This window comes from Mechercharimyces sp. CAU 1602, from assembly GCF_024753565.1.
Taxonomy (GTDB): Bacteria; Bacillota; Bacilli; order Thermoactinomycetales; family JANTPT01; genus Mechercharimyces.
The window spans coordinates 83,867-107,780 of record NZ_JANTPT010000001.1 but is presented as its reverse complement, the minus strand read 5'-3'; the positions used below and the strand labels follow the sequence as shown (position 1 = coordinate 107,780).

Genomic DNA, 23,914 nt, shown 5'->3' with positions numbered 1-23,914 from the left:
TTATTCATCTCTACTACTTCTTCATTTACGGTAAATCCCCTGTCTCCCCGATTCCATCCACCCCCAATTCCAACAACCTCGTCCTTTATTAGTTTTCTTGACGACGGTTCCATCGAAAATACTTAACCGCCATCAAAGTAGAAATAATGGCGATCCCACTTAACACCCCAATCTCCATTCCATTTTCCCATAGAGATGACTCATTCCACGTCTGTTGTAACAAGTATATAACGTAGTACAGCGGGAGAAATTTAGCCACCCATTGTAAAAAGGTAGGCATCATTTCAAGAGGAAAAGCGGCGCCGGACAAGAACATCATCAAGTTAAACACGACCGAACTTATCGCCGCAGCTGTGCGACTGTTTTTAGCTAATGAGGTAATCAAAACGGAGAAAGGAAAGATCGCTATCACAGATAATGCGAGCGCCAAAATCGTACTAAGAGGATACTGTGGAAACGACAAACCATATGCGATTCGGCCAAAACTAAGCAAAATTATCGCAGAAATTAGCAAGATGACTGCTCCTTGCATCATTTGCGCTCCCACTATTGAGAGGGGACGCAGAGGAGTTGCTTGATAGCGGCGCAAAATCTCTTTTTCGCGATACTCCGTCAATACTGTTCCAATACCAAACAAACCGATAGTAAGGACGTTTACGCCCATCCATGCAGGGATGTAGAGCGTAGCAAATGTTTCCATTCCCATTTGCTCTCCAAACAAACTACCCATTAACCACAAAATAAGTACTGGGAACATAAAAGTCCAAAAAACTGCCATTTTCTCTCGAAAAAATAGTTTTACCTCCATACTGGCCAAACGCATAAATGAAGTCACGATATTTCCTCCTCTGCCTCGATATCAAGAAAGAGATCATCCAAAGTTGCTTGCGCAAATCGCAGTCCCTCGATCTTCCATCCCTCTCGTTCCGCCTGCTGTAACAGGTGAAGGGTTGTTTGTTGAAGATTATCACTGTAAACCTTATAATCCATCTCCTCCACTTCCACTTTTTCTACCGAAGGCAGTGGCACGATCATACTTTCTTCTGCTTCACGAGAAGAAAACATAAGTACTTGGGAAGCCGTTAATTGTTTCTTCAGCTCCATCGGAGTATCTAGTGCGACCAGTTCTCCATGACGAAACATGGCAATCCGGTCACAAAGCTGTTCTGCTTCTTCCATGTAATGTGTCGTCAGCACAATGGTTTTACCCCTCCCCTTGACCTCTAAAATTAAGTTCCACAAGTCACGCCGTGCTTTCGGATCTAACCCTGTACTTGGCTCATCTAAAAACACAATATCTGGGTCATGAAGAAGTGCTAATGCCAAAGTTAATCTTTGTTTCCACCCACCTGACAAACTTTCAAAGCTGTTATTGAGATACTCTTTCAGCCCTAATTTCTCCACAATATGATCCATATCAGCTTTGCGCTTATAAAAAGAAGCGAAGAGACGTAATGCTTCTCCTACCTTCATTCGATCTTGAATCGAAGTGGACTGAAATTGAATACCGATAAGTTGTCGTAACCCATAGGGATCCTGATCTGGATCTATCCCCAAAATTTCGATCTCTCCTTCATCCCGCGGGCGAAGTCCTTCCAACATCTCAATCGTCGTTGTTTTCCCAGCTCCATTTGGGCCTAAGATTCCGAATATCTCCCCCTTCTCTACCTCAAAGCTAACCCCACGCACGGCATAATGCTCCTTATACCGCTTATGTAGATTGGTTACCTTAATAACTGATCCCATCTCATCACCTCTTAATTTTGCTATCAAGACTCACTTATTTAAGAATACTTATAAAAGATAAAATTGTACACCCGCGTCAGCCGGATCATCTCTCCATCCAAAGACGGAGACTCTACAGCCACGCACCCCACTCCATTTTAAATTGTAGAGAAAGAAACCCGCCCTCATTATTTTAAAGGACGGGGTTCGGTACACGATAATTTAGACCATATTATCCGACTTGCGGGGTTGACATCTGCCTTGTTAAAACGTGTGCCAGGGTTGTCACTGCTACCTTCACTTCTTCCTTTGTCACCAGTAACGGTGGAAGTAGGCGAATCACATTAGGACCTGCGGGTAAAACGAGTAACCCTTCTTTTTCACAGCTCGTAATGATCGGACCTGCTTCCTGCAGAAGTTGAATTCCAATCATTAAGCCCATTCCTCGAATCTGCGTCACCGCAGGGTGTTCACCTATCCTCTCTTGTAAGAGGGAACATAGATACTCTCCCATCTCACGCACCTGTCCAAGGAGTGATTCCTGCTCCAGCTCTTCAAGTACAGCATTCGCTGCTGCCATCACTAACGGATTCCCTCCAAACGTAGTACCATGACTCCCAACACCAAAGTGCTCTTTTAGTTCTGCTCGTGCCAGCATCGCTCCAACGGGCAGTCCATTGCCTAACCCTTTGGCCACGGTCATCACGTCAGGATGAAGGCCATACTGCTGTGCAGCAAACAGCGTACCCGTACGCCCCATCCCTGTTTGAATCTCATCAACCACCAATAACAATCCTCGCTCATGACAAAATAACACTAGTTCTTGTAAAAAGGTCGGGTCGATCGGACATACTCCGCCCTCCCCTTGCACCAGTTCTAACATTACTGCAGCCGTCTGCTCATGAGTTGCCTCGCGGACTGCTTCCATCTCCGGCGCAATCGTAACAAACCCTGCCGGAAGAGGGGAGAAGCCAGTTTTCACTTTTTCTTGCCCTGTAGCTGTCAGTGTAGCCAAAGTTCTACCATGAAATGAACCTTTAAAGGTAAGGATTTCTGGGTTGGTTATCCCTCGCTTCTCCTGTGCCGCCTTGCGTACAAGCTTAATAGCCGCTTCATTTGCCTCTGCCCCCGAATTACAAAAGAAAGCAGCGCCCATACCTGTAGCCTGCGTTAATCGTTCGGCTACTCTTTGCTGAATCGGGATCGGAAAAAGGTTAGAAACATGCCATAAGCACGACGCTTGCTCTGTTAGTGCGGCTGTCACTCGCGGATGACAATGACCTAGGTTACATACTCCTAAACCCGAAGTGAAATCAAGGTAACGCTTTCCTTGTTCATCTATTAGAACATTCCCTTCTCCTTTTGCAGGTACCATCTCACGCTTCACATAAGTCGGAAAGAGTGCCATCAGTCTTCACCTCCTCATGAATCAACCGTGTTCCAAAAAGTCCTGTCTCGCGCGTATACGAAAACGTACTTTTCCCCCCACAAATAATCACTTCTTGCAAAGAGTGAGTCAACGCCGAGACACCTGCCCTCACCTTAGGAATCATGCCACCAGTTATTTTTTTCGTAGCAATCCACTTTTCCACTTCAGAAGCCGTCAGTTGCAAAACCACCTCTTTTTCCTTCCCTTCACCGTGCAGAATACCGGGTACATCTGTTATCAGTGTCAAACTCTTTGCCTGTAACGCATCCGCTATCGCTCCTGCGGCCGTATCTGCATTCACGTTGTATCGCTGTCCTTCTTCATCCACCCCTAACGAGGCGATCACAGGGACCCATCCTTTTGCCATCACATGCGTCAAAATCTCTGGATTCACCTGCTTCACTTTGCCCACATAACCCAGCGCTTCATCTTGTTTTGTCGCTTGCAAAAGCTGACGATCAACGCCACTCACACCAACTGCTGGTACTCCTGCCCGCTCCATCTGTGCTACGAGCCTCTTATTCACCTTCCCCGCCAGCACCATTTCCACTACATCCATCGTTTCTGCTGTCGTTACGCGCATTCCATCAACAAAGCGGGAACTTAGGTTCATTTTCTCCATCAATTGGGTAATCCACGGTCCTCCCCCATGCACGATGACCGGTTGAACCCCTTGTCTCATCATCTCGACACAGACAGGATAAAAAGTGGGATGCAATTCTGCCATTACACTGCCACCCACTTTGATCACAGCTACTTCATTTATTCTACTCATGCTACACTCCTCTCCAAAAGCATTACACTGCGCTTTACGTACGGTAGCAAGCGTTGATCTTCACATACTCATAAGTTAAATCACAACCCCACGCAACTGCCTCCTCCGTTCCCTGATGAAGATTGACGGTAAGCACCACTTTTTCTTCTTGTAATGCCTGACTGGCCGCATCCTCATCAAAGGAAAGAGGCAAACCTTTTTGAACAACGGCAACCGGACCGATGAATGCATCCACGCTATCGGGATGGACTGAGGAGTCACCATAACCAACGGCACAAACAATGCGCCCCCAGTTGGCATCTTGACCAAATACAGCAGACTTCACCAAATTAGAGCCCACGATCGCTTTGGCCGCTTTTCTTGCCCCCTCCACACTACTAGCTCCTTTGATGCGAGCTTCAATCAAACGGGTGGCACCTTCTCCGTCCCGTGCGATATCCATCGCTAAGGAACGAGCAACATACAGAAATCCCTCACGAAAAGTCTGCCAATCAGGATGTTCTTCCGTCAGCTGCTCGTGTTCCACTTGACCGCTTGCCATCGCCAAAACCATATCATTTGTACTGGTGTCCCCATCTACGGTGATCATATTAAAGGATTCATCTGTCACTTCCTTTAAAAGTTGATGCAACATAGATGACGAAATATTCGCATCTGTTGTCATAAAACCAAGCATAGTAGCCATATTAGGATGAATCATACCCGATCCTTTGGCAGTGCCTGCAACTGTCACCGGCTCGCCATTCACTTGAACCGTAACCGCTGACTCTTTCGTCTTGGTATCAGTCGTCAAAATAGAACGGGCGAAATCATGATGCTTCGTTAGTCCTCTTCCTAATTGCGGAGCCAACTCAATCAACCCCGTCGTCACTTTCTCCATCGGCAGACGTGTTCCGATCAATCCAGTGGAGACAACAGCCACTCGATGTACAGGTAAACCAAGTAAATCGGAACCTACTTTTCTCATCTCATAGGCATCGCGCAACCCCTCTTCTCCTGTACACGAATTGGCAACACCACTGTTGACGAGAATTGCCTGCAACGTCTCTTCCTCTGCCAAGCTTGTCTGGGTTACCTTCAATGGTGCCGCCTGAAACGCATTGGTCGTGTAGACAGCTGCCGCAGCTGCTGGATTTTCGCAATAAATCATTCCTAAATCCGGATGCTTGCGGCGAATCCCACAATGCAACCCTGCGCTAAAAAATCCTTTGGGGGCTGTTATATCCGGCTTAGAAACAACTGTAACTTTCGATTCACTATCCAGGCTGGTCTCAAGCAGCTCTGTTTGACCCATTTGGAAAAATCCTCTCCTTCATCATAATCACACATAATGGTTTCTTTTTTAGCAACTTGCTTATTCTACCGTCGCCCTTATGGGAACATCGGTAGTCCTGTTAGCCCTGATGTTTCAGGCCAATCAAAACGCAGATTCGCATTTTGAATTGCCTGTCCGGCCGCCCCTTTAACCAAATTATCGATGACAGATACCACTGTCAGGCGACCTGTACGTTCATCCATGCTATAGGATATATCACAGTAATTGCTTGCCTGCACTCCTTTGGTCTGTGGCCAACATCCTTCTGGTAATAAGCGAAGGAACGGTTGATTCTTGTAATCCTCTTCATATGCCATACGAACGGAATCTATATGAACATCTGGTTGTAATTTTGCCACCATCGTTACCAATAACCCACGGTTCATCGGAACCAGGTGCGGAGTAAAGCTAACATTAATGGGCTTTCGCGCTATCTTACTAGCAAACCGTTCAATTTCAGGGATGTGTTGATGCCCTTCCACTTTATAGGCACGTAAGTTTTCGCTCGTCTCACAAAACAGTTTGGATTGCTGTGTCGAACGACCGGCTCCAGTTACCCCTGATTTTCCATCAATTACGAGAAAATCAGGATCAATTAGTTCGGCTCGAAGTAACGGCAATAGCGCCAAAAGAGTTGCTGTTGGATAACAACCTGGATTGGCGATAAGTGTAGCTTCTTTAATTTTCTCTGGGAACCATTCGCTTAATCCATACACTGATTCATCAAGCCACCGCTTTGTTGCGGCTTTTTTTCCATACCACTTCCGATAATCTTCGCTGTTTAACCGAAAGTCTCCAGATAAATCGATGCAAATCTTGCCTCGTTCGGCCAACAGAGGGGCCCACTCACGACTTACTCCGGCTGGTGTAGCGAAGAATACAACTTCACCCGCTTCTATAATCGCTTCTACATCCATCTCCGCCAAGGTCCACTCCAAGTGGGAGAGATGCGGATAAAGAGAAGCATATGACTTGCCCGCCTGAGAAAATGAAAAGAGACCACCGATTTCAAGGTGCGGATGTCCGTCCAATAATCGAACCAGTTCCACGCCTCCATAGCCTGTAGCCCCAATGACGACGGCCTTCATGACAACCACTCCTCGATCGTTCCCATCTTCCTATTCACTTGCAAATGACTTAGAATAATAAGAATGCCTCCTCAAGTTCGATTTGCTCCCTATTTCAGATAAGTAAGGGGACTACTCATTCCCTAACATGAAGGAAGCACACCTTTCTTCATCCCTTACCCACTTCTTAAGGATGACAAACATCCCTAGAGCAAATAATTTCTAATTACCACTCCAGAAAGCCGAGACAACAACCCTATTACACGGTAAGAAAAGTTTTGTTAAAAGCTCTTGGACTTTGGTTCACTTCGCACAGGATGGAGACAAAGTACTTCCCTGACGGGTTCCGACGAATCGTAGCAGAAAGAATGCGTCCTTTTACCTCACGGGACTTGGCAAACTTCACCCACCCGAGCTTCGGCAGTTTGATCCGATTACCACTGACTTCAATCGATGCACGCCCTTGTTTCGGATGGTTACATTGACTCGTGTAGGATTGAACCTTGTTTCGTTTACTTTTAAAGCGGGATCGATCCGATTGCTTTTTGAAGTAGCGGGAAAAGGCATCCGCTAGGTTCTTTAGGGATCGCTGGAGAGAGGTAGCATCCACTTCCTTTAGCCATTCCAACTCTTTTTTCAATTGCGTCAATTGACGCGAGCAGGCGGGATAGGAGAGTCCCTTTTCCGTTTCCTTATAGGTTTCATTCCACTTGGCTAGAAAGTGATTAAAGAGAAAGCGACTACATCCTATCGATTTGTTCATGAGTGTCGCTTGTTCCGTGGTTGGACAGATGAAGCTTGGACTCTTTTATCAGCAAAAGATCTCCACGAATAAACGATCGAATACTCTCCAGTTGCACTATTCTCTTAACATCGTCATAAAAATATAGTTTCGCGAGGATATCTGGTCAAATTTAATATTTCGTCTGTTTCCCCTCGCTCTCCTCATTCGTTGCATTCAATATTTCCTCACATGAAGTTATCATATATACTGGATGTTAAGAACTGGCTACTCGCGAAAGGAGCCTTCGATATATGCAGAAGTATAAGCGTTTCTTATTCATCATTTTACTCATATTTCCTCTCATGTTGAGTGGGTGCATCGATGCCGATACCCATATAACGGTTCATAAAGATGGATCCGGAGAATACGAGTTTAAGGTACTCTTGACACAATCCATGCTGAGTGATTATGTTGATGAATCTTTCGTTGAAATTAAACAAGCCTTCATCGATGAAGGCTTTAATGTCGCCCCTCTCGAAGAAGACGGAAAGAAAGGGTTTCTCGCTACCAAAGAAGTAGATAACATCGCAGATGAGCCTCCATTTGAAGACATGGACAAATTTAAAGGAAAGCTGTCCTCCTATCTTGATCCTGATTCAGCAGATCAGCTGATGGCTTCAACCAATTCTGCTATGCTACCCATGGGAGCAACTTCATCTTTAACCGTCCCACCCCTATTTCAGAATGGATATCAACTGGAACAAAGCTTCTTATTCTATACCTTCCGGATCAACACGGAGGCTGACCTCACAGATATGGGAGGGGACGGGAGTCTCCTGTCCGACTTGATCATGGATCAGGTCAACCTTCGCCTCTTATTTACCCTTCCAGTAGAACCGCAGGAGCATAATGCAGATACCGTGGTGGACGATGGAAAGACATTAATCTGGAATGTTGAGCCTGGAAAGAAGAATCCAGTTGCAATGACTCTTCAAGTTCCTAACCCCTTTGGGTGGATTGTTCTCGGTGCAGGAGGTCTACTCCTTATCATAGGCATAGTGGTTCTCATCATCTTCGTATCTAAACGAAAAAAAGCGAGCTAATCCCCTCTACTCTTCCTAGTAGAAAAACCTTCTTACTCAAAAAACCGCCCTTCTGTAAGGGCGGCTTCACTTCTAAACATTTAATCTCCATACTAGACTTATTATTTCTTTTGTAGAGGGGCAATCTTTTCCTTCATGCCGTCGACTTGCTGAGATTGCGCTAAAACAGATTCAACCATTCCAAAGCCTTGCGCATTCTTTCCTCCTAGACCCACTTGATATCCCATTTGCTTTAGGAAAGGATCGCCACTCATGCGAAACGTTCCATTCCATGCCCTAATGAGAAACCCCTTATACCAAATCCGCTTTTGCTGTCGTTCATGTACATCTCCTACCGGTCTAATAGCAAACGGGCGATCTTCGAGATTCCAATCAAAGATTGCTTTCGCCTTTTTTATTAAATTCAAACGAATCAGTTTAGAAAAAGAATCATCGCGAACGTCGTAATAATACGTCACTTTGCGCCCTTCTTCACTTTCATAAGTAGAGTAAACCGTAATGGGAGAAAGAGTACGTACAATCAAGTCACCTTCATCTAGTGGTGGCTCTGCCAGCACCTCTACGTGATTAATCATAATCGCTTGTCCACGTAAAGAGATAACCGATGTAGACAGAAACGCACGCGCAAGCTCTTCTATCAATGGTGGCCAACACGAGCTAATATAAAGTCGTATAGGTGGATAAAAGCGCACCTTATCCTTTTCAATCGAATACGAACCCTGCAGCCAGGAGAATACCATCGGCTTAAAACGGCGCTCTTCCCAAATGAACCCTTTATTGTGAAGGAAATCACGGATGTTTTCATTTTCTATCATATGATAAATCATGCCTTGCAACACTCGCTGATAATTCCTGGGCAACAGAATGGGACGTTCGCAGTCTAATTCAATTTGAAACCTCATCGCTCCTCCTCCATATAGATCCTATCCTGTACTTAAGTAATCTTATAGTAATCATAACATGATTACACATCATTTTCTATATTTTACTCTATTCTTTCATTCGAAATTACTTAAATATTGATGACTATTCTATATATTTATTGAAACCTACCGTAAGAGGCAGAAAACGGTCGCAAGTCCTATGGGGGACTTACGACCGTCAACTCGTTCTATATGTTGCGTTACCCTTTACGAAAGGATTCACACCCCTTAAACGTATCGTCCATAGAGGAAACACCTTGCTCATTAGCCTGCTGTTCTTTTTGTAACAAGCTCGTTAAGTGAATAAACCAATCCTTGTCATTACACGATAAAGAAATATCAATAAGGTTACGTAGCTGTCCCTCTTCATATGGCAAGACGTCATCGTGTGGGTTCAGTCGTTCTAGCGGACTAGTAATCACTTTGCCTATCACTCGTTCGTGGTCGGATTGAATGACGCGTACTTTGGCGGACTCGTGTTTCTCCTCCATCGACTCGATGTACCCTTGAAACATCTCGTCATAGATGGATGTTCCTTTCACCCAATCCCCTTCCTGAAATCCATGCTGTATCAATCTGGTCATGGACCTCACCACCTTTTTATTTAATATATATGAATGAACCATAGAAACAAAACATTTCCGATTCCTTCTCTTCAATGAAAAAGGTTCTCAATTACCCTTTATTTCATTGTAGCGAGAAACCCTCTGCCGAATCAAGTGGTAACCATTTGTTCATTTGTCAACATTTTTACCAAATGTCCCTATTAACTATACCTGTTCAGCTTTCTATTTTTTATTCCACGTCTTTCATAGATATAAACGTCTCACACCTCACAATAGATCCGTTTTCTTTATCTCGATTGCGTTACAATAGAAGAGCCGCTTAGAAGTTACATGAAAGGAAGAGGGTATATGCGACTAATCCTACGTCTATTGCTTCTACTATGTTTACTATTTTGTGGAGGGGTATCGTTTGCTTCTGCAGAAGAAACGAGTGAAAAAGAAAGAATCTCAGAGCTAGAGGAGGAAGTTCGTCGTCTACAATTAGAAGCCGCGAACTACGAGTATTTAAAGGAAGAGACCGAATCATATCGACAATCGGTCGAAGAAGAGATGAGCAGTTATCGTGAATTTGTACAAGCAGAACGGGAAAGTTTTTTAGATACAATCAATTTGCTCTTATATGTGGGGGGAAGTGTGATCGTCTTCATCGGCATTCTGATCACCTACTTCTTAGGTAGATCCGCTATTGATATGAAACAAACCATGGACAGCCACAAAAACACACTCTACAAACAACTGGGACAAGCTAAAAAACAGACCAATCGAGAGTTTCGGGAATTACTCCAGCAAGAGATGAATCACGCACAAGAACGAATTGAGGCTCTTACACACCTCGTCGATAAAGAGATGGCATATAAGAAAGCGCGTGTCCTAGTTACGGGTTCCACAGAGGATATCGAACGCATGAAGTCAGTTGAATTGTCCGAAATTCAAAAACGCGGCCTAACCAATATCGAGGTGGTATCGTATAGTTATGATAAAATGAAGCAATATATTCAAAATGATCTTATCGATATTCTTATTTTGCGTTATCGTCCAATTGACGGTGTAGATCCTCGCATGGGTGAATTAGTGGAGATGTTATCGCAACAACAATGCTCCATCCCACTTCTCATCTATACCTATCCTTTCGGAATGATGAGTCAGCACGAATACGAACAAGCGAATAGTTATCAATGGAGCATGATCGCAACATTACCCACGTCCCTTGCAGGTAACCTCTTTGTAACTGCACATGCATTCCACCGCTGAGGTTGGGTTAGTTGATGACATGATGTAAACAGAAGAAGGGAGCCCCCCTCTTCTACGCTTACATCATCCTTTCATCAAATTTAACCTTCTCTTATCCCTTCTCCCTTATTTTTCGTTTCTCCGCTCCAATGATCCGAAATGCTTTTTGAAAAGTCTCACGGTCAATCATGCCAAAATCCCTCATATCGCTAAGCTCGGACAATATTAGTTCTAAATCCCCGAGACCATCTCCCGTGTACACGTATACACCTACGCTATGTAATAAGCTTTTAATATCCTGAAGCGAATTCATCATCTTTCCTCCTTATCCATTACCCAGAGCCTGTTGTTTCATGTTACACTACCTGTTAAACATCTGTCGCCATCCTAATCAAAAGGAGATGACCCTATGTCTAACTTTATTAATGTCAAACCATTAGCCGGTGACCTCCTTATATACCAAAAACGCATTCATATAGGAACCACCCTAACCACAAAGGAGCTTATTTTGCAAAAACCATATATTTCATATCACATTATGCTCGATGATATGATTGGCATGGTTCCATTCACCCTACAGCGTGAGTCCGCACAAATGGAAGTTCCCTTTATAACAATAGGAGAAACAACCATTACACCCACCTTCTCTTCCCATTACTATCGCTTATCAACGACACGCTTACTCGTTATTAAGCCAAGCGGCCACTATGAACACAAAAAAGCAGATCTACTTGTTCCCTTAAGTGATCGCTTTGTCGATTATGTTCAGAAATACTCCCCTTTTATTTCTGTGCCTACACAATATTAATTCTTTAGTGATGATAAATCCCGTATGTACCCATTATCACAGGCATCCAAGGCTTTCTTCTCCGACATGCGCCCTTACCCTCCCCTATTGTCCTGCATACGATACTGCATAATGAAATAGCTGATGGGAGGACGACTATATGACGAGAAAACGAGCACGGGTGCCACGCCAATCCCCGTCTGAGTTGGCAGCACACCATCCCAGCAACTATTTTGTGCGTGTCGTTCGCCAAGTACGGAGCGGTGTGGCTACCATTGTTGCACAAGAAGAAGCAAAGCAAAACCTAACCAATCCCCTGCTTGGTCTCTTTCTACCCGAACTAAATCAGGAGACCACGCCTTCACAACACTTCGGCTCTGGCTTTGTCATTCACACTGATGGATATATTATTACCAACGAACACGTCGTACGCGACACTAGCAAGCTTTCCGTCAATCTCTATGGCTATAAAACCCCACTTCCCGCCCGAGTTGTCTGGCATGACTCCAAACGTGACCTCGCCCTCATCAAAGTGCACCCCCCCACCCCACTCAAACCTGTCCGTCTCGGCTCATCCAAAACAACCGAAGTGGGCGAATGGGTGATTGCCGTCGGCAACCCCTTAGGCCTCGACCATACGGTTACTCTCGGGGTTGTCAGTGGCAAAGACCGCCCCCTTAAGGTAGCAAATCGCTTCTACAGCAATGTTATTCAAACCGATGCTGCTATCAATCCCGGCAACAGCGGTGGCCCCTTAATAAACATTAAAGGGGAAGTGATCGGGATCAACACCCTTATCATCTACCCCTCACAAAGTATCGGTTTCGCTATTCCCATTGACGAAGTGAAGCGTTTGATGAGCATCGGATTCCGGGAATAGATCCATCAAAAATAAAGATTCCCATGCAAATGCCACCGCTAGACCTTCCTCCCAGTTACGAAGAAAACGACAGCCCCGTTATAGGCACTGGTCGAGGAATCCGCAACCATTCCAAATCCAACATCGCGAACGGTTCCACCAATAAACATGTCCCGATATAGTGAAGCCTCTCTGTAATGAATGAGATAGTCTATATCAAATGTAAATATATAGTAGTAAGATGATAGAGATACGGAAAATTTCGAGGGTGGCGCCATAAAAGTCATGCAGTGGGTGTATCGACAGTCCAACGTTACATGCGTCACATGCGTCACCTTCACGTACCGCGATACCCACGCAATCAATCGTATGCCTACTTAATTTATACGCCACCCCCGAAATAAAAAAATAACGCCCATCGTAATTTCAACGCCTTTCCCCATTATAAAAACGCTATCAACTGCCTTATCTCCGAGTTATCCGAAATTCTCAGTGACTCTATGAATACACCCTTACCCATACACCATCTTGTTTCTCAAGGAGAGAATGACAATTGCAATGGTACCTTTCTACATCAACCTCTACATTTAGTCTGGCGTCACAAAATGGACAGGTTACTTTTGTGACCGGATAACCGATCTGTTTTATTATGGCGAAGATGCAAAATGGAAGTAGCATAACAGCTATTGGAAATCCGATTATAGTTACAGTACTGAAAATGATGAATACACCAGTACCGTAAGCCATTTTCCACCACTTAGCTCGCCTGGGCATCCTCTCGGAAAGATATTTTAACATTAAAAACATTCCCCTCATTAATGTGTCTACTTTTAAAGCCGTTTTGAGAATACATGCATATTAATTTTATCAACAGAAGGAATTATATGTCTACCTTTCCTCGTTTCGTCGATAACGTAGCAATCACTTCGCGTATGTTCTCCCATATCGGTAAACGAAAAATGACAACGGTCCTTCCCGATGTTAAAGAACTTCTTTGCGGCTTCGATTTGCTGATGTGATTTAGCTTAAAATGGCCGGCCTGAATGATCAGCGTAGTTATTACCTCCTATCGAAAATAACGTTCCATCAGGTTTATCCAAACAGATACGACACATCCTCTCTCGTAACTCTTCGATTGGGTCATTGCCTCCTTTTTTTGTTTGCGGAATTAGGCATAAAAAAGGTGCCTGAAATGGCGATATGTTAAATTATACCTTTAAAAAGTCTTTCCCATCGATTATCCAATAACGTTTATTCTCTGGGACTTGATCGAAAAATTCCACGTAGTCTCCTTTCCAACCTTTCGGGACATAATGCTCAAAGGAAGCTGGCTCAGGATACCAAGAATACAAATGCTTGTTGTCGAAATCAACAAATAGTGACGGAAACAGATCGGATAAATCCCACCTATCGATTTTGGTCTCAGTATCATTTACAAACTCTCGTAATTGACTTGTGCTAACCTTATAATCGGAGACTCTATCCAAGAAATCTTCCAAAGTTTTGTCATTTACGACTGCTATATGAAACCTCTGAGAGTAATCAGTGTTCTCATCAGGAAAGACTGCATAGTCGAGAAACCACATTTCCTTCAGAGAGACATACCAATTCCAACCTCCCTTATATTTAACTAATACAATGATTCTGTTAGCATATTCCGGAAGAGGAATTTCGTCATTGTTCGGTCTCCGTACTTCTCGAACAAATCTCTCTTCAATAGCTTTAAACTCCATATAGTTTTTATATCCTTGAATTAAACTTACTTTATTAGCTCCACCAGTATATGTCATATCATAGTATTGAGTCGTGTCATCTTCCCAATAGCAGACAGGACAAACTTCAAATGTTCCAGGTGGCTTTGCTGACAAGGTTAGAAAATCACAACAAGGGCAAGGGTAAGTACTACTTTTTTTCACCGCTAATTCACACATCCAATTCGTTTTAGCCCATTATATCAGATTCATCGTGTCCCTCTAACTCTGTCGCCTTCTCTACGTTTTCTATTTCCGCTTTCTTGCGATAAGCCTCGAATTGACGAATGCTACAACTTTATGCGAATTTACTGGCGGGAATATGCGACACTCTCCGTTCTCGTCTACATACGAGTAGACGTCACTGAAATACGTGTTTTCATCGGTATAATCTTGATATGCCGGTATGGCCCCCTTTTAATAAATAAACAAGTCCGGATACTTGCGCTATCCGGACTTGTTTATTTATTAATATGTGAGATCTATGTGAGTATCTGTAGCGTTACTTTCTGTCGCTCCGGTCAATGCTATCGAACCAGTGGTAATCGCTACACTAAATCCTGTCGGCTGTAATGCATGGGTATAGTGACCGTACAGGTCAGCAGTATTATCATTAGTTTTATCCTGTTCAAAAGCAAACATCATAAACCCTTCATGATTATTTGCTCTTACAGTTGGAGTAAACAACTGTAAATCGAAAATATCAGCAAATCCGTGTTGATTCTTCACCTCAAAATCATATTCACTGTCATTGTAAGTCTTATTACCATTATAATCCGTATAACTGTGCATCGCGATCATCATATCGTCGAATTTGTCCACATTATCTCCATGAGTAATACCAATAACATCTTCAAAACCCAATACCGGCATCTTCAACCACTCATAACTCAATTTTGCGGTATAATACGGGCGACCATAGTCATTGTTTGGCCCGTCACCTCTATAAGATATAGTAAGAGTTTGCTTTAGCCAACTATCCTTTGATGTAGCAGAATCTTTTTGCAAAACACTACTTTCCATTTTCTCATTTCTTATTTGTTTTTCTGCTTGATCTTCCGTTACTTTTGTCACCTCAGGCGATCCTGTTCCTCTTTTATCGTCAAATTCGAATTTAAAAAACTCCTCTTTTTCTTCAATAACTTTCCAATCATCTCCTTTATATTTCTCTTTTATCTCTTGATATATGTATTCTGGTAAACTGTTAACCTCTTCTTCAGTAAAACCAAGTCCTTTAAGCCACTTTCTCTGAGATTTACTTCATCCCTATCTAATGTTGGCTTATTATGCTCATTCAGCTCATTCCCAGAGCCGTCTCCCAAACTAGTAGTATTATTTGCTATAGCAAGTGATGATCCCGGCATAGCAAACCATATACTAAAAATAGCTAAAAAAGATAATGAAAATATTTTATTCATTTTAATGTCTCCTTTTAATTTTTTTGGTTATATTACCATTGTTCACAGAGTAACATTCAATACTTATGTAAGTAAAGGGTTGTATTTGAATTTCTTTTTTACTAGAGTTTATAATATATATCTCATTTGCAAAGGGGGCTGTAAAATGGCAAGGAATCTTTTAATGTACACCTTACTCTTTTGTGCAATAGGGACTGGATTATTTTTTTTAACTGGGTGGATTATCGGTGGGATAGTAGCATTTGGATTAATAGGTGGATTGTTAGCTAGTATATTGAGTCATTTATTTGAGACATCGAAAACAGACGATAGAGAGCAGGATACATTTTCATAGAAAGTCCTTTATGGCAGAGGTTTGTGCCTTTGCCTCTATACTAATCCTGTCCATCCATTTTCCAACAGATGATGCATATTAAAAAACCCCTTCTATAACGTATAGCCGTCTGAAAGAGTGAAATACAGGTAGTTTACGGAAATTATTTTTTCCATGATAACGAATAGGTACATCTATATTACATAACAACTAAGGGTATCAAATCTGGCACAGACTCAACGTTTATGGTCACTTTACATGACAGCGGTGGCCCCTTAATAAATATTAAAGGGGAAGTGATCGGGATCAACCCCCTTATCATCTGCCCCTCACAAAGTATCGGTTTTGCTAGCGTAGTTATTACCTCCTATCGAAAATAACGTTCCATCAGGTTAATCCAAACAGATACGACACATCCTCTCTCGTATCTTCTCGATTAGTCATCGCCTCCTTTTTTTTGTTTGCGGAAATTTGCGCATAAAAAAAGCGCCATAAGCGCGATTGTAGTCAATATTACAAAATTACCTTATTCAATCCCAGGTTGTACCCCTATTAGTTAATAGCCTTTCACAACGTGAGCATCGAAACCTTTTAGCATTAAGCTCAACTTCCCATTTTTTATTGCAATACGGGCACGATATTTCTTTTACGGGTATACTGTACCTATAGAACCAACAGATTATCGCTGCAAGGAAAATAAACGGGGAGAAAACCATCCCAATAACCGTTATAAACAGGAAAATTGCCACCCCAACTAACGACCATGATAATTCAATTAACCCATACCTTCTTGGTTGTCTATCCCCTAGAGTTCCGAAGTTTAAAAATCCACGAATAATAACGCATCACCACTCTACTTTTTACGCGTAAGAAACGTTATCCAGACACCGTTCTCCGAAGGGAGCCAGCTATAGTTACGGTCTTCTTCTTATGATTTCGAACTTGATAGATTTCGATGATGACAGAGACTATACGGTACTTGACGAAAGATTTGTCGCCAAAAAAGGACAGATAATTCCAACACTCTATGGGACAACCTTTATTAAAGAACATGTACTCTATGTAATTCATTTGATAGGATCACGTTGTTTCAGTTACAGCATCCGAAGATCATTTCGCCTTTGTCTGTTGTAAAATAACGGTTTTCTTAGAAATGTTCATCAACACCCCCTTTTTTAATTCACAAATTTCGCATAAAAAGCGTCCGTTGGGATGACAGATTTCCTTCCTTTTCTCCTGGCAGACTTTTAGACAGAAATAAAACAGCCTAACTCTCGTAGATGTCAAGCTGTTAACGAAAATTTAATTCAAGTTTCTTTAGAGGCTTTATTCAACTACAAATTGTGTGATATTCGTATTGCTAACATCAAATGAATCCCCATTTAGATACAATGACCAGGGGCCATCACTAAAACGGAATGAATCAACCTCAGTAAAGGAGATTTGGTTTGTTTGGTCGATGCAGCTTGTTGAGTCAGAGTTGATATAGTACATATCCGACCCCATTCCTTTACCATAAAACACGATTGGGGTTTCTCCTGCTAGCGAGTAAACATAGTCACCACTTACGTCGTCGGCAATTGAAATTCTTACAGTATCACCATTCTCAATACAACTCTGACTGTTAAAAAAATTCTTGTACAACAGGTGGATATCCAATTTTGTCGCGTCAGTACTATCCGATGTCCCACTTAAAGTACCATGAATGGTTGGGTGCGAATAGTCCGTGTCCACTTTCACATATGTGTCGCCACTCTTCAGATAGACATCATTTAAGTCTTGCGATGTTCCAGCATAAACTGTCCCTGAAAAAGATACCACACAAACGAGAGCGAGACCTAACATGATTGACATCATTGATTTTTTCACAAATATAGCCTCCTTTTAGAAATTCATGAATATTATAGCATTTTATTTTGTCAATATCAAGCCAGTGGTACCTTTTATTTTATTAAGATAATAAAAATTGGATAAGTTTGATCCCTTTGGATGTGAATCTGTGTGGGCCGTTTGCTTTTTTCCTTCCGCTGTCCATTGAAACCTAACCAGTTTTCCTTCGTGGAGGAATCCTTAAAATACGCTACCATCCGAAAAAGGTGTAGGCATTACTAGCCTGTTAACTTTATTCGTGCTTGACCATCCTTCGCCCCAGTTCCGTTCTTCGTTTAACGCTTTCTGTTCGTTTTGCATGATCAAAAAAAGCATCCGCTTCGGGATGCCCTCTCCGTTATATAGTGTTAACCGCTAAACTCTCCTCCTCCACCAGTGCCACGCGGGCCTCTTGGCCCTCTTGGACCACGCCTTCCTCTTGGTCCTCTTGAACCTTGCGATCCAGTTGTTCCAGCTGGACCGGTAGGACCTGTTGGTCCGGTTGCGCCTACCGAAGTGAGTTGCCCTACTTTGGTGATGAAGGCATCATCTGACCCTCCCCCAAATTGACTCTGGAAAGCAGCGAGGGTGACAGGGAAATTAATGGATCGAGTCTCTCCAGTAAAATAGGCACTTTCAAGTGAATCAATCGCTACATCATCTCCTAAATCATCGGAAGTTCCACCTAGGTAGGAGGAAAAGGAAAGTCCTTGTCCTGAGAAGCTTACTTGTGTGACAAACGCATCGCGTCCTCCCGCCAAACTATCTTGGAAAGCATCCGAGGTAATAGGGAAATCAGTTGAATTTGTAAATCCTGTCACCCAAGCCGCTCCGAACGAATCAACCCCAATTCCAGTTCCCCGCTCATCAGAGGACCCACCTAAATAGGTAGAGTAGATGAGATCGGTTCCCGCCGTATTTAACTTGGTGACAAAGGCACCCGAACTCCCCAACAAGGTGAGTTGAAATGCATTCGGGGTGGTCGGAAAGTTGGTAGACGATGTATTTCCGGTTACATAAGCATTACCAGCACTATCTAAATCGATACCTCTTCCTACATCTATATCTACTCCACCCAAGTAAGTGGAATACACCAAAGCCGATCCCGACACATTCAAGCCTGTGATAAATGCATCCGTTGCCCCCCCAAACATGGTTTGAAAAGAATTAGTAGTTATAGGAAAGTTTGTCGAAGTCGTTTGACCAGTTACAAATGCTTGATTGTTGTTATCGAGTACGATCCCTCGTCCAAATCCAGTACCCGCTCCCCCTAAAAACGTAGAGTAAGCCAACGCTGATCCCGTTCCATTCAGTTTGGTTACAAAAGCCTCAATAATCCCACCAAAAACTGTCTGAAACGCACCTGTTGTCGTCGGGAAACTAGTGGAAGCTGTACTTCCTGTTACATACGCGTTGTTCGTCTCGTCTACAGTAATCCCAAATCCAGCATCTGTAAAGTTCCCACCTAAATATGTGGAATAAACGAGAGAGCTCCCGTCTACATTAACTTTACTTACAAATGCATCCTGAAATCCTGCGTTTACGGTTTGAAAAGCACTGGGTGTAACAGGATAATTAGTAGAGCTTGTTTCTCCTGTCACATAGGCATTAAAAGAACCATCCACTGCGATACTAAACCCATTATCCTGATTGCTACCTCCAATGAGGGTAGAGTAGACCAGTGAGCTCCCATTCACATTAAATTTGCTTACAAATACATCCCCATTTCCTGCGTTTATGGTTTGGAAAGCACCTGTCGTAATAGGGAAGTTGGCAGAAAATGTAGTGCCTGTTACATAAGCGTTTCGAGCAGAATCGACGGCAATACCCGCACCAACATCAGTAGAATTCCCCCCCAGGTACGTCGAATAAAAAACGACGGGGTCAATGACAAGTCCCTTCGTGGGATCATATGCTTCCCCCACCTCAAATCCGATCGATCCATCGGGACAAAGTTGAAAACGCGTTGGTACGTCTATCTTTTCCCGTTCCGTCCACTGAAAGCTAACCGGTCTTCCTTCGCGAAGAATCCCCTCTCGTTGATAGACAACCAAATCCCCTTGTTCGTTTAATGCGATCCCCTCTGCATTTTCATACCGAAAACGGATTTGATCCAACCTCGCACCCGGTTGGACCATGACATCATACTTTAGGTGCTCTTCATTTCCTGAGAAAACAAGGTCAATCCCTCTCCACACTTCGTTGTACGTCACCTTATCTGCAGCCGAATCTAGCCTCAATCCCACTTGAGGATTGGAGTCTACAAAACGCAAGATAAGATCGGCTTCCTTCTTCCCCAGGTCAAACAGAAATTCCACATAGTCTCGATAAAAGAAGAACCGACACCCTTCCCCCTCTGCGCGATAATGATGTCCCGCTTTCCCTTTCCTTTCATTCGCTACAAAAATAAGTGAATGCTTCACTTCTGGATTCACTTTGAATTCCCCTCCCGGATAGTTACATTCGATAATATAGACTATATTTTGCTATCCGATGGGTTATGTTGTCGTACAGGTTAATAACTTTATAACAGAAATAAAACAGCCTGACTCTCGTAGATGTCAAGCTGTTAACGAAAATTTAATTCAAGTTTCTTTAAAGGCTTTATTCAACTACAAATTGTGTGATGTTCGTATTGCTAACATCAAATGAATCCCCATTTAGATACAATGACCAGGGGCCATCACTAAAACGGAATGAATCAACCTCAGTAAAGGAGATTTGGTTTGTTTGGTCGATGCAGCTTGTTGAGTCAGAGTTGATATAGTACATATCCGACCCCATTCCTTTACCATAAAACACGATTGGGGTTTCTCCTGCTAGCGAGTAAACATAGTCACCACTTACGTCGTCGGCAATTGAAATTCTTACAGTATCACCATTCTCAATACAACTCTGACTGTTAAAAAAATTCTTGTACAACAGGTGGATATCCAATTTTGTCGCGTCAGTACTATCCGATGTCCCACTCAAAGTACCATGAATGGTTGGGTGCGAAAAGTCCGTGTCCACTTTCACATACGTGTCGCCACTCTTCAGGTAGACATCGTTTAAGTCCTGCGATGTTTCAGCATAAACTGTCCCCGAAAAAGATACCACACAAACGAGAGCGAGACCTAACATGATTGACTTCATTGATTTTTTCACAAATATAGCCTCCTTTTAGAAATTCATGAATATTATAGCATTTTATTTTGTCAAGATCAAGCCAGTGGTATCTTATATTTTATTGAGATAAGAAAAATTAGATAAGTTTGATCCCTTTGGATGTGAATCTGTGTGGGGGCGTTGGCTTTTTTCCTTCCGCTGTCCATTGAAACCTAACCGGTTTTCCTTCGTGGAGGAATCCTTAAAATACGCCACCATCCGAAAAAGGTGGAGGCATTACGAGTCTGCTATCTTTATACGCGCTTGACCATCCTTCGCCCCAGCTCCGTTCTTCATTTGATACCTCCGGTTCGCGTTTTGCATGATCAAAGAAAAAAGCATCCGCTTCGGAATGCCCTCTCCTCCATATAGTGTTAACCGCCAAATTCTCCTCCTCCACCAGCACCACGCGAACCTCGCGGTCCTCTTGGACCACGCCTTCCCCTCGACCCCCGTGGCCCTTGTTCCCCGGTGGCTCCGGTGGCTCCAGTGGCTCCGGTGGCTCCCGTTGGACCGGTGATCCCGATGGGGATGGATCTCCCTACTTTCGTAACCAAAGCATCCATCTCTCCCCCAAATATGGACTGAAACGCCGCAAAGGTGACGGGAAAGTCAGTAGAAGTCGTATAACCTGTAAAATAAGCAGACCCAACAGAGTCAACCGCGACATCCCTTCCCATATCACTTCCCCTACCCCCAAGATAAGAGGAGAGCATTATCCCCTGACTTGAAAAACTCATCTGTGTAACGAATACATCTTCACTTCCACCCAAGCTATCTTGAAAAGCATCCGAGGTAACAGGAAAATCGGTCGAATTTGTCAGTCCTGTCACCCAAGCCACTCCAAACGGATCCACCGCAATGCCTTTTCCTTCATCGATCTTACTCCCACCTAAATAGGTGGAGTAAATCAGGGCGCTTCCCGATGCATTAAGTTTCGTAACGAAAGCATCTAATTCCCCCCCAAAAACGGTTTGGAAAGCGTTATTTGTCGTGGGAAAACCAGCAGATGCTGTCCCTGTGACATAGGCATTGTTCGCTCCATCCAAATCAATGGAATTTACTATGCCACTTAAATAGGTGGAATACACAAGCGAGGAACCAGACACATTTAGTTTCGTAACAAACCCCTCAGCGGCTGTGGTTTGAAAAGCACCTGAAGTAACAGGGAAATCAGTGGATCCTGTAAATCCAGCTACATACGTACTTCCAATACTATCCACTGCTATGTCTTCTCCTATAGTATAAAAACTTCCTCCCAAATAAGTGGAATACACCAGTGCCGTCCCCGACGTATTAAATTTTGTGACAAATGCATCCTCCACTCCCCTTTTAAGGGTTTGGAAGGCACCTGATGTCGTCGGGAAGTTACTTGAATTTGTAAAGCCTGTTACATAAGCATTGAAACTATCGTCTACGACAATACTATTTCCTTGAGTCGCACAACTATCTCCCTCATCAAAACCACCTGGACCACTTAAATAGGTTGAATAAAGTAAAGAGCTTCCTGTCTCATTCAGCTTTGTAACAAAAGCTTTTCCAAATCCCTGATATACCGTCTGGAATGCTCCTGATGTCACAGGATAATCAATGGACTTTGTACATCCAGTCGCATATACATGATTTGCTGCATCCACCGCAATTCCCTTTCCTTCATCCTCGCTGCTTCCGCCAATTAACGTCGAGTAAAGGAGGGAAGCTCCCGCCACATTCAATTTACTGACAAATACATCACTAGATCCAGAAAGATTGGTCTGGAAAACACCCGAAGTAACGGGGAAATCAGTAGAAAAAGTTGTTCCTATGACATACGCATTATACATAGCATCCACCGCGATACTATTCCCCTCATCGCCACCCATTCCACCTAAGTAGGTCGAATAAAAAACAATGGGATCAATGACGAGAACTTTCGTTGTATCATACTCCTCTTTTTCCACCGCAAACCCAATCGATTGATCAGGATTCAAACGAAATTCAGTCGGAATATTACGATTCCCCTGCGACGTCTCTTGCAAGCTAATCGGCTTCCCTTCGCGGAGAATTCCTTGGGGTGTGTGGACAAACAAGTCGCCCTTATTGTTTATCGATACTCCATCCCCGCCTTCATAACGCAAACGGATATCCTCAATACATGCCTTTGGGTGAACGATAATATCGTACTTTAGCTGCTCATCATTCCCGGAGAAAAGGAGGTCAATTCCTCTCCATACTTCTCGATAAATCACCTTTCTTTCCGCCGAATCCACAGCCGTATTCACATGTGGATTGGCGCCTACAAACTTTAAAGTGAGGATCTCCTGCTTATCCACACCGACAAAACAAAACTTCACGCAATCTCGATAAAAGGTACATCGGCACCCTGCTCCATCTACGCGATAAAGATCGTTCATCTTCGTCCCTCTCTTCCCCCTCAGCTACAAAAACAAGCGAACAAAACACTCCCTCCTCCACTTTGTATCCTGGTATTGGGTATTTGGCTTGGTTCCATATGGACGTTCTTCCTTATAGTCAGCTTATGTCACTACCCAATAAGAGGTGTAGGTACAAATTTTCCCACTTTACAACTCTGCTGCGCTAACCGCCTCCCTCTGCCGTAGTCGAAACACCTACCGGAAGGGTTTGGATTTCGAAGAGTATGGTGTTCGCTTCTTTGGAGATAAGAGTGAAGTAAATCTATATCCCCATCAACTAACATGTTAAAAAATGGGTCAAACACTTCTTCATATAAAGTGTTTGACCTTCTCTTTTTCAGATATTCAAATCTTACAAAAAATCGATAAAAAACGAGTGATATAATAAACCTATTAAAGCCCCATCTCTCCTCCACCTGCGCCTCGCGGACTGAAACGCACCTGAAGTAACAGGAAAATCCATGGACTGGGTACTGCCTGTAATGTATGCATTTTGGTC

Annotated in this window: 24 protein-coding genes and 1 pseudogene; 6 read left to right on the top strand and 19 right to left on the bottom strand. The window is 43.3% G+C overall.

Features of this window, described 5'->3' with window-relative positions; genetic code table 11:
• Nucleotides 1-88: 88 nt before the first annotated feature.
• The 7 genes and pseudogenes from NXZ84_RS00590 to NXZ84_RS00560 all read right to left on the bottom strand — a co-directional run.
• The gene (locus NXZ84_RS00590) at nucleotides 89-835 is read right to left on the bottom strand and encodes an ABC transporter permease (protein ID WP_258838363.1); all 747 of its coding nucleotides are present in this window, start codon (nucleotides 833-835) and stop codon (nucleotides 89-91) included.
• Nucleotides 832-1,746, bottom strand: a complete 915-nt coding sequence (locus tag NXZ84_RS00585) for an ABC transporter ATP-binding protein (RefSeq protein ID WP_258838362.1) — start codon at nucleotides 1,744-1,746, stop codon at nucleotides 832-834. Before NXZ84_RS00585 ends, NXZ84_RS00590 begins: the two co-directional genes overlap by 4 nt.
• 211 nt (nucleotides 1,747-1,957) lie before the next feature.
• Complete coding sequence (locus NXZ84_RS00580) at nucleotides 1,958-3,133, bottom strand: acetylornithine transaminase (RefSeq protein WP_258838361.1); 1,176 nt, start codon at nucleotides 3,131-3,133, stop codon at nucleotides 1,958-1,960.
• Nucleotides 3,102-3,929, bottom strand: a complete 828-nt coding sequence (gene argB / locus NXZ84_RS00575; protein ID WP_258838360.1) for an acetylglutamate kinase — start codon at nucleotides 3,927-3,929, stop codon at nucleotides 3,102-3,104. The genes NXZ84_RS00580 and argB overlap by 32 nt, the downstream gene beginning before the upstream one ends.
• Before the next feature lie 34 nt (nucleotides 3,930-3,963).
• Nucleotides 3,964-5,223: a bifunctional ornithine acetyltransferase/N-acetylglutamate synthase gene (argJ, locus tag NXZ84_RS00570; protein ID WP_258838359.1), complete on the bottom strand. Its 1,260-nt coding sequence runs from the start codon at nucleotides 5,221-5,223 to the stop codon at nucleotides 3,964-3,966.
• A gap of 77 nt (nucleotides 5,224-5,300) precedes the next feature.
• Entirely contained in the window at nucleotides 5,301-6,332 is a 1,032-nt protein-coding gene (gene argC, locus NXZ84_RS00565; protein WP_258838358.1) for an N-acetyl-gamma-glutamyl-phosphate reductase, read from the bottom strand.
• Nucleotides 6,333-6,603: 271 nt separating this feature from the next.
• A pseudogene (locus tag NXZ84_RS00560) lies at nucleotides 6,604-7,104 on the bottom strand (RNA-guided endonuclease TnpB family protein); the annotation flags it as partial.
• Between the two features lie 242 nt (nucleotides 7,105-7,346).
• On the opposite strand from NXZ84_RS00560, the gene NXZ84_RS00555 reads away from it, so the two are divergent.
• On the top strand, nucleotides 7,347-8,138 hold the full coding sequence (locus NXZ84_RS00555; RefSeq protein ID WP_258838357.1) for a GGIII-like transmembrane region-containing protein: 792 nt from the start codon (nucleotides 7,347-7,349) through the stop codon (nucleotides 8,136-8,138).
• A gap of 101 nt (nucleotides 8,139-8,239) precedes the next feature.
• Here NXZ84_RS00555 and cas6 read toward each other — a convergent pair whose 3' ends face one another.
• Together cas6 and NXZ84_RS00545 are read right to left on the bottom strand one after the other, a co-directional pair.
• Entirely contained in the window at nucleotides 8,240-9,040 is an 801-nt protein-coding gene (gene cas6 / locus NXZ84_RS00550) for a CRISPR-associated endoribonuclease Cas6 (protein ID WP_258838356.1), read from the bottom strand.
• A 221-nt stretch (nucleotides 9,041-9,261) separates the two neighbouring features.
• On the bottom strand, nucleotides 9,262-9,645 hold the full coding sequence (locus tag NXZ84_RS00545) for a group-specific protein (protein WP_258838355.1): 384 nt from the start codon (nucleotides 9,643-9,645) through the stop codon (nucleotides 9,262-9,264).
• A 330-nt stretch (nucleotides 9,646-9,975) separates the two neighbouring features.
• Between NXZ84_RS00545 and NXZ84_RS00540 the strand changes: the two genes are divergently transcribed.
• Nucleotides 9,976-10,878, top strand: coding sequence for a hypothetical protein (locus NXZ84_RS00540; RefSeq protein WP_258838354.1), 903 nt, complete (start codon nucleotides 9,976-9,978; stop codon nucleotides 10,876-10,878).
• 91 nt (nucleotides 10,879-10,969) lie between these two features.
• Here NXZ84_RS00540 and NXZ84_RS00535 read toward each other — a convergent pair whose 3' ends face one another.
• On the bottom strand, nucleotides 10,970-11,170 hold the full coding sequence (locus NXZ84_RS00535) for a YqgQ family protein (protein ID WP_258838353.1): 201 nt from the start codon (nucleotides 11,168-11,170) through the stop codon (nucleotides 10,970-10,972).
• 96 nt (nucleotides 11,171-11,266) lie between these two features.
• On the opposite strand from NXZ84_RS00535, the gene NXZ84_RS00530 reads away from it, so the two are divergent.
• The 3 genes from NXZ84_RS00530 (at nucleotide 11,267) to NXZ84_RS00520 (ending at nucleotide 13,522) form a co-directional block, all read left to right on the top strand.
• The gene (locus NXZ84_RS00530; protein ID WP_258838352.1) at nucleotides 11,267-11,665 is read left to right on the top strand and encodes a hypothetical protein; all 399 of its coding nucleotides are present in this window, start codon (nucleotides 11,267-11,269) and stop codon (nucleotides 11,663-11,665) included.
• A 139-nt stretch (nucleotides 11,666-11,804) separates the two neighbouring features.
• Nucleotides 11,805-12,524 carry a S1C family serine protease gene (locus tag NXZ84_RS00525; protein ID WP_258838351.1) on the top strand — a complete coding sequence of 240 codons (720 nt, stop codon included), beginning with the start codon at nucleotides 11,805-11,807 and terminating at the stop codon, nucleotides 12,522-12,524.
• 863 nt (nucleotides 12,525-13,387) lie between these two features.
• Complete coding sequence (locus NXZ84_RS00520; protein ID WP_258838350.1) at nucleotides 13,388-13,522, top strand: hypothetical protein; 135 nt, start codon at nucleotides 13,388-13,390, stop codon at nucleotides 13,520-13,522.
• Between the two features lie 189 nt (nucleotides 13,523-13,711).
• Here NXZ84_RS00520 and NXZ84_RS00515 read toward each other — a convergent pair whose 3' ends face one another.
• The 3 genes from NXZ84_RS00515 to NXZ84_RS00505 all read right to left on the bottom strand — a co-directional run bounded on the left by NXZ84_RS00515 (nucleotide 13,712) and on the right by NXZ84_RS00505 (nucleotide 15,672).
• Nucleotides 13,712-14,419 (bottom strand): CPCC family cysteine-rich protein, encoded by a 708-nt coding sequence (locus tag NXZ84_RS00515; RefSeq protein WP_258838349.1) that lies wholly within the window; start codon nucleotides 14,417-14,419, stop codon nucleotides 13,712-13,714.
• Nucleotides 14,420-14,722: 303 nt separating this feature from the next.
• Nucleotides 14,723-15,328 carry a hypothetical protein gene (locus NXZ84_RS00510; protein ID WP_258838348.1) on the bottom strand — a complete coding sequence of 202 codons (606 nt, stop codon included), beginning with the start codon at nucleotides 15,326-15,328 and terminating at the stop codon, nucleotides 14,723-14,725.
• 98 nt (nucleotides 15,329-15,426) lie between these two features.
• A complete protein-coding gene (locus NXZ84_RS00505) occupies nucleotides 15,427-15,672 on the bottom strand; it encodes a hypothetical protein (RefSeq protein ID WP_258838347.1) in 246 nt (81 codons plus the stop codon).
• A gap of 145 nt (nucleotides 15,673-15,817) precedes the next feature.
• Here NXZ84_RS00505 and NXZ84_RS00500 point away from each other — a divergent pair, with 145 nt between their 5' ends.
• Nucleotides 15,818-16,006 (top strand): hypothetical protein, encoded by a 189-nt coding sequence (locus NXZ84_RS00500; protein ID WP_258838346.1) that lies wholly within the window; start codon nucleotides 15,818-15,820, stop codon nucleotides 16,004-16,006.
• Between the two features lie 1,305 nt (nucleotides 16,007-17,311).
• Here the strand turns inward: NXZ84_RS00500 and NXZ84_RS00495 are convergent.
• The 6 genes from NXZ84_RS00495 to NXZ84_RS15155 all read right to left on the bottom strand — a co-directional run bounded on the left by NXZ84_RS00495 (nucleotide 17,312) and on the right by NXZ84_RS15155 (nucleotide 23,899).
• The gene (locus tag NXZ84_RS00495; RefSeq protein WP_258838345.1) at nucleotides 17,312-17,854 is read right to left on the bottom strand and encodes a hypothetical protein; all 543 of its coding nucleotides are present in this window, start codon (nucleotides 17,852-17,854) and stop codon (nucleotides 17,312-17,314) included.
• Nucleotides 17,855-18,222: 368 nt separating this feature from the next.
• A complete protein-coding gene (locus NXZ84_RS00490) occupies nucleotides 18,223-20,289 on the bottom strand; it encodes an SBBP repeat-containing protein (protein WP_258838344.1) in 2,067 nt (688 codons plus the stop codon).
• Nucleotides 20,290-20,458: 169 nt separating this feature from the next.
• Nucleotides 20,459-21,001, bottom strand: coding sequence for a hypothetical protein (locus NXZ84_RS00485; RefSeq protein ID WP_258838343.1), 543 nt, complete (start codon nucleotides 20,999-21,001; stop codon nucleotides 20,459-20,461).
• Between the two features lie 202 nt (nucleotides 21,002-21,203).
• Nucleotides 21,204-21,386, bottom strand: coding sequence for a hypothetical protein (locus NXZ84_RS00480; protein ID WP_258838342.1), 183 nt, complete (start codon nucleotides 21,384-21,386; stop codon nucleotides 21,204-21,206).
• On the bottom strand, nucleotides 21,376-23,394 hold the full coding sequence (locus tag NXZ84_RS00475) for an SBBP repeat-containing protein (RefSeq protein ID WP_309495421.1): 2,019 nt from the start codon (nucleotides 23,392-23,394) through the stop codon (nucleotides 21,376-21,378). The genes NXZ84_RS00480 and NXZ84_RS00475 overlap by 11 nt, the downstream gene beginning before the upstream one ends.
• A 373-nt stretch (nucleotides 23,395-23,767) precedes the next feature.
• Nucleotides 23,768-23,899: a hypothetical protein gene (locus NXZ84_RS15155; RefSeq protein WP_396654020.1), complete on the bottom strand. Its 132-nt coding sequence runs from the start codon at nucleotides 23,897-23,899 to the stop codon at nucleotides 23,768-23,770.
• Nucleotides 23,900-23,914 lie beyond the last annotated feature (15 nt).